This window comes from Microcoleus sp. S36b_A4, assembly GCF_036700645.1.
Classification (GTDB): domain Bacteria; phylum Cyanobacteriota; class Cyanobacteriia; order Cyanobacteriales; family Microcoleaceae; genus Microcoleus.
In genome coordinates this window covers 1-16,245 of record NZ_JAUBPI010000124.1, presented here as the reverse complement: position 1 = coordinate 16,245, position 16,245 = coordinate 1, and the positions used below count along the sequence as shown (strand labels likewise).

General features: G+C 48.1%; 6 protein-coding genes and 1 pseudogene. 1 reads left to right on the top strand and 6 read right to left on the bottom strand.

Features of this window, described 5'->3' with window-relative positions:
• On the top strand, positions 1-3,033 hold a 3,033-nt coding region (locus QUA03_RS26035), incomplete at its 5' end, for an Ig-like domain-containing protein (protein ID WP_333216225.1).
• An 88-nt stretch (positions 3,034-3,121) separates the two neighbouring features.
• Here QUA03_RS26035 and cruG read toward each other — a convergent pair.
• The 6 genes and pseudogenes from cruG to QUA03_RS26005 all read right to left on the bottom strand — a co-directional run.
• Positions 3,122-4,234, bottom strand: coding sequence for a 2'-O-glycosyltransferase CruG (gene cruG / locus QUA03_RS26030; protein ID WP_333216223.1), 1,113 nt, complete (start codon positions 4,232-4,234; stop codon positions 3,122-3,124).
• A 351-nt stretch (positions 4,235-4,585) separates the two neighbouring features.
• Positions 4,586-5,527 carry a gamma-carotene 1'-hydroxylase CruF gene (gene cruF / locus QUA03_RS26025; RefSeq protein ID WP_333216221.1) on the bottom strand — a complete coding sequence of 314 codons (942 nt, stop codon included), beginning with the start codon at positions 5,525-5,527 and terminating at the stop codon, positions 4,586-4,588.
• A gap of 135 nt (positions 5,528-5,662) precedes the next feature.
• Complete coding sequence (locus QUA03_RS26020) at positions 5,663-8,278, bottom strand: CHAT domain-containing protein (RefSeq protein ID WP_333216219.1); 2,616 nt, start codon at positions 8,276-8,278, stop codon at positions 5,663-5,665.
• A gap of 121 nt (positions 8,279-8,399) precedes the next feature.
• Positions 8,400-11,321: a two-partner secretion domain-containing protein gene (locus tag QUA03_RS26015; RefSeq protein WP_333216218.1), complete on the bottom strand. Its 2,922-nt coding sequence runs from the start codon at positions 11,319-11,321 to the stop codon at positions 8,400-8,402.
• Between the two features lie 65 nt (positions 11,322-11,386).
• A complete protein-coding gene (locus tag QUA03_RS26010; RefSeq protein WP_333216216.1) occupies positions 11,387-14,275 on the bottom strand; it encodes an S-layer family protein in 2,889 nt (962 codons plus the stop codon).
• Between the two features lie 65 nt (positions 14,276-14,340).
• Positions 14,341-16,245 (bottom strand): annotated as a pseudogene (locus QUA03_RS26005) (filamentous hemagglutinin); the annotation flags it as partial.

Sequence of the window (16,245 nt, the reverse complement as noted above, 5' to 3'; positions counted from 1 at the left end):
ATCGCCACTGACGTGAATCTGACTAACAGTACGATTAGCAATTTCACAGGTAGCGGCACAACTTATACTTTCACAGTGACACCGAATGCTGATGGCCCTGTCACCGTTGATGTGCCTGCTGCTGCTGCCACTGATATTGGGGGTAATAATAATACCGCAGCCACGCAACTGACTCGCTCGAATGATGCTACAGCGCCCACAGTTGCCTTAACATCTGCATCCCCAACAACCACAAACGCACCATTTAGCGTCACAGCAACATTCAGCGAAAGCGTCACAGGATTTATTGCCAGCGACGTTAATCTGACTAACAGTACGATTAGCAATTTCACAGGTAGCGGCACAACTTACACCTTTGATGTGGCTCCGAATGCTGATGGCCCTGTCACCGTTGATGTCCCTGCTGCTACAGCCACTGATATTGGGGGTAATAATAATACCGCAGCCACGCAACTGACTCGTACTGCTGATATTACAGTCCCCACAGTTGCCTTAACATCAACTTCCCCAACTACATTCAACGCACCATTTAGCGTCACAGCCACATTCAGTGAAGATGTCACCGGCTTCGATAATACTGATATCACCGTAGCCAATGCGACTATCGGTAACGTTGTCACAGTTGACGCTAAAACTTACACCTTTGATGTGACTCCGAATGCTGATGGCCCTGTCACCGTTGATGTCCCTGCTGCTGCTGCCACTGATATTGGGGGTAATAATAATACCGCAGCCACGCAACTGACTCGCTCGAATGATGCTACAGCGCCAACAGTTGCCTTAACATCAACTTCCACAACTACAGTCAACGCACCATTTAGCGTCACAGCCACATTCAGTGAAGATGTCACCGGCTTCGATAATACTGATATCACCGTCGCCAATGCGACTGTCGGAAACTTTGTCCCAGTTAATGCCACAACTTACACCTTTGATGTCACCCCTACTGCGGATGGCCCTGTCACCGTTGATGTACTTGCTGCCACAGCTACGGATACTTTTGGTAATAACAATACCCCAGCCACTCAGTTAACTCGCACTGCTGATCTCACTGCACTTACTGCTAATTTGGGGGCAATTCCTAACATTACTACAGCAGGTGGTACAAGTCAGGCATTGACAGTTACTTTCAGCGATAGTAGTGGAGTTGATGTTAGTAGTTTAGATAATTCTGACGTTGTTATAAATTGGTCAGGTGGGGCTATTCCTGCTACCTTTGTTAGTGTTGATCTTAATAGCAATGGTACCCCGCGAACAGCGACATATTCGTTTACGCCGCCGGGGGGAACTTGGGATAATGCTGATAATGGTACTTACACGGTGAGTTTGCAAGCCTCGCAGGTGAAGGATGCTAGCGGTAATTTTGCTGCTGCTAGCAGTTTGGGTACTTTTAGTATTGATGTTGCGACACCCGCACCCGCACCTGCACCAACACCTGCCCCTGCGGAAACACCTGCACCAACGCCCGCACCCGCACCTGCACCAACACCTGCCCCTGCGGAAACACCTGCACCAACGCCAAGCCCTGCACCAACGCCTGCGGAAACACCTGCACCAACGCCAAGCCCTGCACCAACGCCTGCGGAAACACCTGCACCAACACCCGCGCCCGCACCAACGCCTGCGGAAACACCTGCACCAACACCCACGCCCGCGCCAACGCCTGCGGAAACACCTGCACCCGCCCCCGCGCCAACGCCTGCGGAAACACCTGCACCATCGGGAACATCGACACCCACAGATACACCAACGCCAACAGCGCCAATACCAACACCAACACCAACAGATACACCAACACCAACAGCGCCAACACCAACAGATACACCAACACCAACAGCGCCAACACCAACAGATACACCAACACCAACAGATACACCAACAGCGCCAACACCAACAGATACACCAACGCTAACAGCGCCAACACCAACAGATACACCAACGTCAGCAGCGCCAACACCAACAGATACACCAACACCAACAGATACACCGACACCATCGGGAACAGGTACACCATCGGGAACACCGACACCAACAGCGCCAACACCAACGGGAACAGATACACCAGCGGGAACACCGACACCATCGGGAACACCATCGGTAACGCCAACACCAACAACCAACAACATCCCCAATGACGACTGCATCTGCGATGACATTGCCTATCCCAAGTTAAACCAACCCAATGCAGTTGAAAACACCATACTTGGTGTATCGGGAATTCAAATAGGCACTGCCCAAAACGATGAATTTCTCGGCAGTAACAACGGCAATATATTCGATGCCAAATCAGGGAATGACAACTTATATGGTGGTGCTAGCAACGACATCTTTAATGGCAACCAAGGCAACGACTTCATCACCGGAGGCAAAGGTGACGACATCCTTTATGGAGACGAAGGAAACGACATCGTGCTTGGCGAATTGGGCAACGATTTAATCTTCGGAGGCAAAGGCAATGACTCCTTACATGGCCGCGAAGGTAATGACATCATTCTTGGTGATAAAGATGATGATTTCATCGATGGTGGTAAGGATAATGACGTTTTATATGGAGGCAAAGGTAACGACATAATGCTTGGTAGTCTAGGTGATGACTACTTGTTTGGACAGTTAAGTTCGGATACTATCTGCGGCGGTGTAGGTAATGATTTCATCAGCGGTAACGAACAAGCCGATATCCTGGGAGGATGTGAAGGGAATGATACCCTGTACGGAGGCGAAGATAACGATACTCTCACTGGTTGTCAAGGTGATGATATTCTTTACGGAGACTTGGGAAATGATAGTTTGATTGGCGGTAGCGGTAACGATATCTTTGCCTTAAAAGCTGGTCAAGGATTTGATATTATTGCTGATTTTACAAGCGGTCAAGACTTGATTGGATTAAGCGGAGGTTTGAGTTTTGGCCAGTTAGCAATCACTCAAAATACTCAGGGAACTCTCATCAAGAATCTCTTGACAGGGGAAGAGTTAGGCGTGATGATTGGAGTGAGTGCCAATGCGATTACCTCGGCTAATTTCCGGTTGATTTAGGAAATCAAAAAAAGTGCGATCGCCCATTCGATCCAAAAGGGCGATCGCACTTCTACCAATTTTAAAAGGTCTAGCAAAAATTTAACGCTTATTCATACTTTCGGCCGCGCCACTGAGTAGGCTGATTTAAAGCAGAAATTAGAATACGCAAAAACGCCAGCGGATCGGCTAAAGGTGACAGCCAAAACAGCCATTTACCCGATGCCCCAGTTGTATCGTAGGAAGGTGCGATCGCCAAACACAAAGCCGATCGCACCGCAACCAAAAATACATTCAATCCCAACAGCCAAAAGTGCGGAAATACACCAACCGGCAGCAGCGAACCAAACACCAAATAGCACAACACAATCGGCACCGGCAAACCTTGAACCGCCAGCAACAGCCACAAATCGCCCCAAATTTGACCGCCAGAAGCAGCATCTTTCAAATCGAGCGATCGACCCCATTCGTTCCAAGTCTCGATCGCCCCTTCATACATCCGCACCTTCAACACCTTAGCCCCATCCAAAAAGCCCACCTTAAAGCCCTTAGCAGCCGCATAGCGAGCCAAAGTCACATCATCGCAAAACGAACCCCTCGCGACCTCATAGCCCCCCAATGCCACCAAAACCTCGCGCTTACACAAGAAACACTGACCGTTCGCCATCACCCGTTCCGGCACATCCCCGCCAGTCCCCGTCGGCCCGAACCGATAAACCAAAGTCATTAACAAAGCAGGTTGCAGCCACAACTCCCCCGGATACTTGAGGATAAACTGCGGCGACAGCGAAATCAAATCGTAATTTCCAGCCGCCGCCGTCTTCAGCAAACTCGCAATCAAACCCGGATGCGGCACAGTATCCGCATCTATCCCCAAAATCCACTCGCACTTCTCGGAACTTGCCAAAAAACCCGCATTCAGCGCCCACGGACGCCCTACCCAACCCGCCGGCAGCGGATCGTCGTTAATCAAGCGAAACCGGGGGTCTTTTTGTGCTGCTGCTTTGACTAAATCTCCGGTTCCGTCTACCGAATAGCTGTCAACCACGATCACTTCTCGGAGTTCGTAACTTTGGAGGCTTAATCCTTCCAAACAAGGCGAAATTCGATCGGCTTCGTTCAAAGTCGGCACCACCGCAGTACAAGCACCTAACAAATCCAGCGTCGGCGAATCGGGTTCCAGGGGCGGGATGCGCGATGGGCCTTTAATCAAATGCGACATCAGAAGGGCGGCGGCGGGCAATTGCAGCAGCAGGAGTGCGACAGGGATGATACTTGTCAGCGGTTGGGAGAACAGGTGAGGGGCGATCGGGAAAACCATACTATTGAATAATTGAATAATTGGGAATTACTGACTGGATATGGGTTGCGAGCTTATTTACAGTTCATTATTTTGGTAACTGATATCAATTTAAAAAATTTAATAAAATTTTGACCTCAAACATATTACAGGAATTGGGAATGAAAAAATCGCCACTGAAAAACCCGGTTTCCTGTAGAAACCGGGTTTTTAAACTAGCTCAAAATTTAGTGTAAATTTTTGCTAAATCAGCCGGGGTTGCTCACTAGCAACTCACTTACGCAAAACGCCCACGGGCTGAGGTGGAATTTCAGCCGTGAGAACAGATGTCTCCAAAGACGGCATTGTTTCGGTTACGTAACCTGTTGCGGGTTTAGCGATCCAGCTTAACGCGATCGCCGGAACTACACCCAGAAGCACCGCTAGCGATGTCGGGAACCAGAACCGAGAATCCAACGAAGTTACAGTGATAATTGCTCCGAAAGCAAAGTTTACCAAATAAACAATTAAGGGCAAACCCAATTCCGATCGCTCTAATTTAATCGGTGTTTTTCTCCACAAGAAAGCTGCTACAGACATAAATAGCGCCCCCGTACCCATCCAGCCAGCCAAATTGCGGTAAGGCATCCCAAAGAAAGCCCCAAGTTCCTCAAACTCCCAAAAAGGCACAGAAGTTTGACTCATCGCCGGATCTAGTACAAAATCCCAAGCTGTTAGCAGCAAAGCACCAAGGGCGATCGCCCCTATTTGGCGCACCCAGTTGAGTTCACCTTTACCGCCAGCTACTCCAGCGCGAGCAATTATGTATGAAACCAGTCCCAGATAAAACCACGACAGAGGAATTGTAAATGGAACCAGCCCTGCAATTTTGTAGCCCAAACCGCTCAAATAATGGTAGTGGCCGAAGGGAAAACCCGTACTCGTTCCCAACAACTCGCTACTCAAGGACAAAAACACAGAAGGTACTAAAAAGGCCAGAGTTGCACCCCAACCCAACGTCCGCAAGGCATACAGAGCAACTGCTGCAGCACCAAAGATGATATAAACTACTCCACCCCCAGCCATCCCCCACTGGAATAGCGTTTGCCCTGCTGGTGGCAAACTCATCACCAATTCAGGACGGGGTAAAATCAGCAGCAACCCTGCCAATCCAAAAGCCATTGAAAAAACGTGGGCAATTAGGCAAAAGCGCTCAGCAATCAAAAGTTGCTTCATGGGACTCCTCGAAAAAATATTAGATGCAGAAAGCACTCGTTAACAGTTTACAATCTTTAACAAAAAACCAACACGAATAGAGCATCAGTCTTTCCCAATCTAAAATCCACAATCTCAAATCCCAAATCGCCTGCCTTATTGCCAATTCCCCACTAGCACGAAAGGCGCCCAGAAATACGGATTCTGATACTGTTGGTTTTGCAAGAGAGTTAATTGAGCGTTGCGGAGGGCTTCAGCTTTGCTGGTTTTAGAAGAAGCCAGTTGCTTGTAAAACTCAGTCATAAAGATAGCTGTAGATTCGTCGTTGACTTGCCAAAGGGTGGCGGCGGTGCTGCGGGCACCCGATCGAATTGCGGCCCCGGCCAAACCCAAAGCGGCGCGGTTATCGCCCGAAGCAGTTTCGCAAGCACTCAAAACCAAAAGTTCGATCGGCTGTTGTTTCTCCCCAGTGCGGGCTCGCAGCAGTTGATCGAACTCCTTAACATTCACTTTCTGATCCCAAGTCACAATAAAAGTATCCGCTGCATTCGAGCTAAACTGACCGTGAGTTGCCAAATGGACGATCGGGTAAGACAAAGCTTTAATTCGATCGTGCAACCGCCCGCTGACAAAATCTTCATTCAGCAGCGAACTCGCCGGCATCTCGGCTGCAATTTGCTGAACTTCCTCCTTCACCCCCGGCAAAGCCGAGAAGCCTTGACGCGCTTCGGAGAGAGCAGCGGTGAGCACTTTTAACTTGACTTTGTTCAGCGGTTTCGGTGCTAGCAGTTGCAATCCCGGCGCCAAAGCAATACTGTATTTTTCTACCAAAAACTTTTCACCGTCGTGGAGCACCGCCATCGGCAGATTTCGCAAATAACCGTCGAGCACAAATACCAGGGTTTTAATCCCAGCAGCGGTCAAATCCGCCTCTGCGGGGCGGATTAACCAGTCATAAACCTGTTCAACGGGTAGCCTCCTGTCGCGGGGGAAAGAAGCAGGCCTGATGGTATTTTTGGCTTGTCTGAAGGCAGTTTCCAGGTCAGCTTGAGACTTCTTCGTAGCGTAGCGGCGCAGGGGTTTGCCGGGAATGGACAAAATTACCTCCAAACGATCGCTCAAAATAATTGGATAAATCACCGCCGCTGTCGGATCAATTTCCTCGATAGACTTTGGTTTAGCATCAGCGCAAGCATCCCGAAAAAAGTTGTCCAATTCCGCCAGTTGCAAAGATTCCACCGTTTGGCGCGCTAGTTTCAATTTAGCTTGACTGGGAGATTCCTCTTGCAAAAGCATCCCGACTAATTCCCGATAAACCGGTTCGGCACTTTCCCGAAACGAAAATTGCACTTCGGGATTGACTGTTACCAAATCGCCCCGCAAAGAAGACAGTACATTCACAGCTTGAGTATATTGAACGATCGCCCCTTCTGTATTTCCCTGAGCTTTCCGAATCCGTCCAAGTTGCCAAAACAATTGGTAAGCAATATCGGGAGATTGAAACGCCGGTGCTAAACTCAAAGCCTCAGTTGTGAGATTTTCCGCTTTCTGATACTGCTGTTGGATTTCCGATAGTTTGCCTTTTGCTGCCAGAATATAAGCTTGTATGCGTTTATCGCCCAAACTGTTTGCTCCTTCGACAGAGCGATCAAGCATTGTGTCAATCTCGCTTAAACTCAAAGTTTTCGCAGGCGACTGAGCTAATTTGATCAAGCTTTGAGCTAGATTAATTTGAGCGTAAAGTCCGGCGCGGTTCGAGCCAAATTGATCTGTTTGAGGTTCGAGAGAACGCCACAAATCTTCTGCTTCAGACCAATCTTGGCGATCGACCAACAAACTCAATTGGTTTAACTTTGCTTGAATTTGTAGAGGCGATCGATTCGGGATCGCCTGGATCGATCGAGCATAATACTCTAGGGCAAAGCGTTCCCAATCACCCCGCTGTTCTGGTGTCAAACCCGGTTTATTGCTTTTAGCCCGTACCGTATTGCCCAGATTGAGATAAATTGCAGCCTCCTCTGGCCGGGAACCTAATTTTTGGGCTGCTTCGAGTCCCGCCGAAAGCACATCCTGCGATCGTTCCAGTTGTCCCAAAACCCGCAATACCCGCCCTAAAGCATGAATTGCCCGGACTTGTTCGAGAGAAACAGGCTGATTTTTCAAAGTTTCCAAACCCGCTGCCGAAACTTCGCAAGTTTGGTTTTCCAACTTAAAAGAAGCTAACAGCATTTTGCAAGCTCTGGGGTAAAGTCCGAGAATTTCCCAAGCCCGACTTTGATTAATTTGAACTTGAAAAAGTTGGTTTTTTCTATCAATTTGCTCGAAAATTTTAGCAGCTTGCGTCCAAACCTCGATCGCATCTTGAGTCTGGCCCCGTTCGAGTTGCAACTGTCCTTGAATGTTGAGAGTTTCAGCCAAAATCCGCTGCTGTTCGGGAGTGTTGGCTTGTGTTCGCACAGCCGACAAACTCGAATTTACAGCTTTTTCTGCTTCTTCCCAAAGCCCCAACTGCCCGTAGGTTGCAGCTAAATTACTCAAAGCTGTGGCGCGATCGAGATTTTCGCCTTTTGCCTCAAACTGGGTCGCCGCTTGCTGCAATAGCGGTACAGCTTCCGAAAAACGTTCCTCTTGGTACAGAGTTCGAGCTTGTCGGACAAGCTGCACCGCTGGTGGTGGATTAATCTGAGCAACTCCGGGAGGAATCGCAACGGATAGCAGACAGGAAATCACAAATAACAGAATTACTTGCCGGAGCGATCGGGAAAACTTCATATTTAGAAAATAAAATTACAACCGGAGACACACATACTAATTAACCCAAATAGATATTATTCTTTATCTGCGTTAATCCGCGTTAATCCGCCTACATCGGCGGTCAAAAAAAAACCTAATTTCAACGCGGCGCACAACCAGAATTCTGCCGAGGATTGCGAGAGTCAGCAGCATTACCCGGATTATATCCAACAAGCGTAACTTCTCCTTTCGCATTCACCACCCAACCTTGCGCCGGAACAACTTCCCGATCGGGGATTGCCCCTTCTTCCTTCTTCTTCCCTCGATCGGTTACATCGGTTAAATCCTCTACATTGCTCGTTGCATTTCTTCCTGCCTCTTCCACCCAAGGAAACGGCGCTGGAGCGGTGCTGAGAGCATCATTAGGACTCGGTGGCACTCCTCCTTTACCAGTGACGGTAAATGCGCTCTGAGCCTCTTGCGTGCAGGGATTTGCTGCAATTAAAGCAGCCGAATCGACCACATTTTGTGGCAGTTCCACTAAACCTTGAGCAGGATTTACCCCAGAAGAACTAAATGTTACAGTACCTTGCAAAGCCGGGCCACTACTTTGAGAAATCGCCGCAATATCGCTGGTAGGAATTAAAGATGTAGGACTTACTTGTAAGGCCGCAAATTCAGCATCAGTCACTCCTAAACTACTTATAGCTTGTTCGCGGTTAATTGCTGTAAAACCAAATATATTTGGTACATTTACCGTAACTTTTCCTCCTCTAGCTGTGCGAGCATTAGCTGTAATGTCGCTATTTTCTCCTGGTAAAGCGACTAAAATATTGCTATTGATTATGATATTTCCACCTTCAGAAATACCCACATCCGTTGTAATTCTGCTACCTCTTCGTAACTGGATATCTTGCGCCCTGATGTTAACATTTCCCCCACCGCCTGCGTCAGTTGTACCGTCAATGCTGGCTTTATTGTTTAGGGCAATTGAGTTAGCTACCATGTTAATATTGCCAGCCCTTCCCCTGCCCAAAGACTGAACATTAACCACTGCACTATCCCGGAGAATCAATTGATTAGCATTCAAATTCAACGAACCCGCATTTCCGGTAGCATTGGGATTGACTAAAGTAAATGCCCTACCAGCCGAAGCCTCAATTCCACTTCTCAACTCACTGTTACTCCCAATGCCTTGCACTTCTACGCGATCGGCATTAATTGTAATATCTCCCGCATCTCCTGCACCCAAAGAAGCCGCAGAAATAATACCCCCATTTCTTACAGCGAGCATGGGCGTAGAGAGGCGGATATCTCCACCGCTACCAGAGCTTGTACTTTGAGTAGCCAGAGAACTCCCTGCGAAGCCCGCATCCCCTAAAACTCCAGACACGCCGCTCACTTCTATCGACTCTGAAGCTCTGATAGTTAAATTTCCTCCAGGCCCCCCACTGGTAGAAAACACGGTTTCGCCAATAATCGAACCCGTCGATAAACTAGCTGAGGCTCCATCAGAAACAGTCAGCCGCTTAGTGTCGATGGTAATATCCCCGGCTTTCCCATTCCCATCGAAAGAGTTCGTGCTGATCGTAGTTCGCGCCAGACTTCCAGGGATTCCTCCCGACAATTCTACAGATTCCTGCGTTTTAATCGCGATATCCCCCGATGCTCCATCACTGCGGCTGACGCTAACGAGATTGGAGCCATCGCGCATGATTAACCTTTGTGCGTCAATAGTTATGCTTCCGCTCTGACCGCTACTTCCGCGATTTGTTCCGCTACTGAGCGCTGAACTGACGAGTTCGATGGTGTTAGCACGGATATTCAGATTTCCGGCATTTCCAGCACTAAAAGTGACTGTACCGCCCAGTACCCCATCGCGCAGCAACAGCCGTCCGGTGTCAATGTTAATCTCTCCGGCGGCTCCACTGCCAGCAGTGCCAGCACTCAGAACAATTTGCGGGTCAAAAGGGTTGAACGTTCCAGAGGGTAAATATTGGCTATAAAATCGCTGATAGCCTTCAATTCCCAGCCCGCTCATTTCTACTGAGTCAGTAGCGTGGATGTTTAAATCGTTCCCCTTCCCACCTGCCAATGTGGCGGTGAGAATTTGCGACCCTTTATCTACTCGCAAGTTTTGGGCATTAATATCAATACTTCTGCCATCAATATTTCCAAGTATTAGGCTATAAATTCCCGAACTACTGACGGTGACATTTGAACCCCTGATGTCAATTTTACCACCGCCCGATCCGCTGGTATTTATCAATGCACCGTTCATTTTAACGTTGCCGAAATTCTGAATATTGTTGTAGTTTAAATTCACCCCCAAAGCCGTTGGTTCAAATTGTACTAAACCGGGACTTTTCACACTTCCCAGTAATATTTGTCCGGTATAAGCTGTTAAATTTCCTCCTACCAGTTGGATGTCACCGCCAATTAATGCTAAAGTTTGACCTGGATCTACTGCTAAACCAAGTTTGTTAGAAACAGGGATTTCTATGGGTAGTGGCGGTAAGGTTGGTGTGGGGCCAATAGCTTGGGAAGAGTTGACTATTGTGCCGGAATTGTCTCTAAATCTCAAACCCACAGGAATATTAATCGCTAGCAATGGCACTGCATTAGAATTAGCTGCACTAAATTCAAAGCCATTATTAAAAACAATTCCGCTACCAGTAGAACCGATAAATGAGCCGCGCAAATCTAACCGAGCATTGGGGCCAAAGACAATCCCTTTGGGGTTAATTAAAAACAAGTTACTGTTTCCCAAAACTCCTAGAGTCCCTAAAATATTAGAAGGGTTGCCACCAGTAACGCGGGTGAAGATGTTGGCAATTCCGCTGGGATTGGCAAAATATGCTCCCCGCCCTTCACGGATGTTAAATTCGCGCAAGCTGTGAAAGAGGTTAACGCCGCGAGTTGCACCGCCTTCTATTCTGTCCGAGGGTAAATTATTAATCGTGTCGGGAACTGTGCGCGAACTTTCTGCACCCAAGCTGCTATCGGGGATGATTTGGGCGATCGCAGGGAAAGGAAACAGCAGTAAGAATGCAAAAAATAGGGCAGAAGATTGGCGCTGCATCTTTGAAGTCTGGTTAATTGAATATTAGAAAAATAGCGAGGGGTTAGCTCAAACCTGAAGAGTACCTATCGAGGTACGCAAACACCCGTCGATTTGGAACTGCGAGTAGAAGCACCACCTGAATTATAGGCTACCAGCGTTACTTGTCCTCGATCGTCCATTACCCAACCTTGAGCGGGAATAATTTCTGTTGGTCGAACTTCGAGGGATGGTCTTTTACCTTCTATTTGCTGAATTCCACCTACCGCTGGTTCCACCCAAGGAAAGGGCGCTGGAGCCGTGCTGAGAGCATCATTAGGACTCGGTGGCACTCCTCCTTTCCCAGTGACGGTAAATGCGCTCTCGGCCTCTTGCGTGCAGGGATTTGCAGCAATTAACGCAGTCGGATCGACCACATTTTGCGGCAGTTCCACTAAACCTTGAGCCGGATTCACTCCAGAAGAACTAAATGTTACAGTACCTTGCAAAGCCGGGCCGCTACTTTGGGAAATCGCCGCAATATCGCTGGTAGGAATTAGAGAAGTCGGACTTACTTGCAACGCTGCAAATTGATCATCAGTCAGTCCTAAACTACTCCTGGCTTGGTCGCGGTTAAGGCTTGTAAAGCCAAAAATATTTGGTACATTGACCGTAACTTGTCCGCCCCTAGCTGTGCGAGCATTAGCTGTAATATCACTATTCTCTCGCGGTAAAGCTACCAAAATATCGCTATTAATTCTGATATTACCGCCCTCAGAAATACCTGCATCCGTGGTGATTCTACTGCCGCGCCGTAACTGAATATCTTGCGCTTGCAGGTTAATATTTGCCCCTGTTCCAGAGACAGTCGTGCCATCAATTATGCTTTTATTATCCAGGGAAATTGAGTTAGCTACAACGTTAATATTGCCAGCTCTACCTGTTCCTGAAGATTGAACATTAACAACTGCACTATCCCGAAGAATCAATTGATTAGCATTCAAATTCAACGATCCTGCATTTCCGCTAGCAGTGGGATTTACAGCATTAAACGCCCTACCAACCGAGGCCTCAATTCCACTCCTCAACCCACTTTTACTCCCAATACCTTGCACTTGTAACCGATCGGCATTAATTGTAATATCTCCTGCATCTGCTATACCCAAAGAAGCCGCAGAAATAACCCCGCCATTCTGCACAGCTAGTTTAGGTGTTGACAGGCGAATATCTCCACCCCTACCAGAACTTGCAGTTTGAGTAACAAAAGAACTTGCTACATAGCCCGCATTCTCCAAAAATCTTGACTCACCGCTCACTTCTATAGACTCGGAGGCTCTCACAGTTAAATTTCCTCCCGTCCCCCCACTTGTAGAAAACACAACTTGCCCAAAAATAGCACCAGTCGTTAAACTAATTGTGGCTCCATTAGAAACACTCAGCCGCTTAGTGTCGATCGTAATATCCCCACCTTTTCCATTCGCATCAAAAGTATTCGTGCCGAGCCGAGTTTGCCCTAGACCGACAGGAAGACTCCCCGATAATTCCACCGATTCACTCGCTCTAATCGCGATATTCCCTGATGCTCCATCACTAAGGCTGAAGCTGGCAAACGCACCGCCATCGCGCAGTATTAACCGTTGCGCTTCAACAGAGATGTTTCCGCCTTGACCAGTGCTTTCGTTGGTTGTTCCGTTATAGAGCGTTGAACTGACGAGTTCGACTGTGTTGGCGCGGATACTCAGATTTCCACCATTCCCAGCACCAAAGGTGGGGGCGCCGCCCACTACCCCATTGCTCATCAACAGCCGTCCGGCTTCAATGTTAATATCTCCGGCTGCTCCACTGCCAATAGCGCTAGTAAACAGAACAATTTGCGAAATAAAGGGGTTGCCTGTTCCAGATGTCTGAAAATTTTCTGTAAGCTGCTGATAGCCCTCAATTCCCAACCCGATCATTTCTACTGAGTCAGTAGCGCGGATGTTGATATCGCTTCCCCTCCCCTCTCCCAGTGTGGAGGCAAAAATTTGCGACCCCCCCTCAACTCGTAAGTTTTGGGAATTGATGTCAATGCCTCTACCATTTATATTTCCGAGTGTCAGTCCATAAATTCCTGAACCATTAAGATTAATATTTCCACCTCGAATATCGACTTTCCCACCTCCTAATCCGCTAGTATTTATAAATGCACCGTTCATTTCAATATTGCCGAAGTTCTGAATATTGCGATAGTTTAAATTCAGACCTAAAGCTGTTGGTTCAAATTGCACTAAACCTGGACTGTTGACACTACCGAGAAGAATTTGTCCGGTATAAGCAGTTAGATTTCCTCCTTGCAGTTGAATGTCACCGCCAATTAATGCTAAAGTTTGACCGGGGTCTACTGCTAAACCGAGTTTTTTAAACGCCGGAATTTCTATGGGGAGTGGCGGTAAGGCTGATGTAGGAGCCTTTGTTTGGGAAGAGTTGACAATTGTGCCGGGATTTTCTCTAAATCTTAAACCCACAGGAATATTAATCGCTAACAATGGCACTGCATTAGAATTAGCTGCACTAAATTCAAACCCATTATCAAAGAGAATTCCGCTACCAGTTGAACCGACAAATGAACCACGCAAATCTAACCGAGCGTTGGGACCAAAGACAATTCCTTTTGGATTAAGTAAAAATAAGTTGGCATTTCCTTGGACTCCCAAGACACCTAAAATATTAGAAGGGTTGCCACCCGTAACGCGGGTGAAGATGTTGGTGATTCCGCTGGGATTGGCAAAATATGCTCCCCGCCCTTCACGGATGTTAAATTCGCGTAAACTGTGAAAGAGGTTAACGCCGCGATTTGCACCGCCTTCTATTCTGTCCGAGGGTAAATTATTGATCGTGTCGGGAACTGTGCGTGAACTTTCTGCACCCAAGCTATTATCGGGGATGATTTGGGCGATCGCAGGGAAAGGACACAGCAGTAAAAATGCAAAAAATAGGGCGGAAGATTGGCGGGGCATCTTTTAAGTCTGGTTAATTTAGTATGAGGAAAATAGCGACGGGCTAGCTAAAACCTGAAGATTACCTATTGAGGTACGCAAACACCGGTCGGTTTCGGACTGCGAAGAGATGCACCACCACCAGAATTATAGGCTACCAGCGTTACTTTTCCTCGATCGTCGATTACCCAACCTTGAGCGGGAATAATTTCTGTTGGTCGAATTTCTGTGGATGTTCTTTGACCTTCTAGGTGCTGACTTCCACCTACCGCTGGTTCCACCCAATTAAACTGGCTAGAATTGCTGCTGAGAACATCATTAGGACTCGGCGGCACTCCTCCTTTCCCAGTAGCGGTAAATGCGCTATCGGCCCCTTGCGTGCAGGGATTTGCAGCAATTAACGCAGCCGGATTCACCACATTTTGCGGCAGTTCCACTAAACCTTGAGCAGGATTCACCCCTGAAGCACTAAATGTTACAGTACCTTGCAAAGCCGGGCCCCTACTTTGGGAAATCGCCGCAATATCGCTGGTAGGAATTAGAGAAGTCGGACTTACTTGCAACGCTGCAAATTCAGCATCTGTTAATCCCAAAGTCGCTCGCACCTGTTCGCGACTGACTGAGGTAAACCCAAAAACATTGGGGACATTAATATTAACCCGACCACCGGCAGCCGATCGCGCATTAGCAGTAATATCACTATTTTCGTTGGGGAGAGTCACCAGAATATCGCTTTTAATGTTGATGTTACCGCCACCAGAACTACCTGCATCAGTTGTAATTCTGCTGCCTCGGCGCAACTGGACATCCCGTGCTTCAAGGTTAATATTGGCTCCGGCACCGGATGCCGTTCTTCCGTCAATGCTGCTTTGGTTGTCAAGGGAAATTGAATCTGCTTTCACGTTAATGTTACCAGCCCGTCCCGATCCCAAAGCTTGCAGATTGAGTGTTCCTTGATTGCGAAGAATCAATTCCCCGACATTTAGATTCAACGAACCTCCGTTAGCCGTAGCATTAGGATCTATAAGCTCAGAGGCAATCCCAACGGAAGTCTGAATTTGACTGTTAAATTCACCTTGACCCCCATTCCCAATAACTTCTACACGGCCCGCATTTATTGTGATGCTTCCCGCTTCTCCGCTGCCTAAAGATGCAGTGCTAATAACTCCCCCACCCCGGAGAGTCAGTACAGGTGTAGAAATGTTGATACTCCCTCCCCGATTAGCAGTATTGGCATCAGCGCAGATGAAACTGGGATTCCGACTGCCGTTCGCCAAAACTCCAGAAATACCCTCGACTGTTACTGACTCAGTGGCCCTAACTGTTAAATTACCTCCGGGCCCCCCAGTTGTATTCAACGGTTGGTTGCCCACAACTGCTCCGCTAGATAAACTAATTCCGCCTCCGTCAGAAATCCTCAACCGCTTCGTGTCGATATTAATGTCCCCAGCTTCCCCATTCACACCGCTGGCAGTTGAGCCAATTAAACTTGCTACGGGACTTCCAGTGGGAGTCCGCAGCACTTCTACTGATTCCGAAGCTTTAATGTTGATATTCCCCGCTCCTCCTTCACCGCGGGTGAGGCTGATCACACTAGCACCATCGCTTACGGTTAAACGTTTCCCCTCAAAGGTGATATTTCCTCCCCTACCGGTACTCCCCAAAAGTGGGCCGCTGTGGATTGCAGAAGCGAGCATATCTAAAACCCCGGCACGGATGGTAATATTTCCGGCGTTGCCAGCGCCTAACGTGGTGGTAGTCAATGCGCTTCCATTGTCCATCAGCAATCGTCCCGTGTCGATCGTGATGTTTCCGGCGGCTCCCATGCTATTAGTGCCAGTTATCAGGAGAAGTTGTGGGTCAAAAGGGTCGAAAGAGCCAGATAACGTATACTGACCACCAAACACTCTATAGCCCTCTTTTGTCACTCTCGTGGTAGTATAAGCAGTAACACACCCCAAAAGCATTGCCAGTCCTATGGTAGAGCCTCG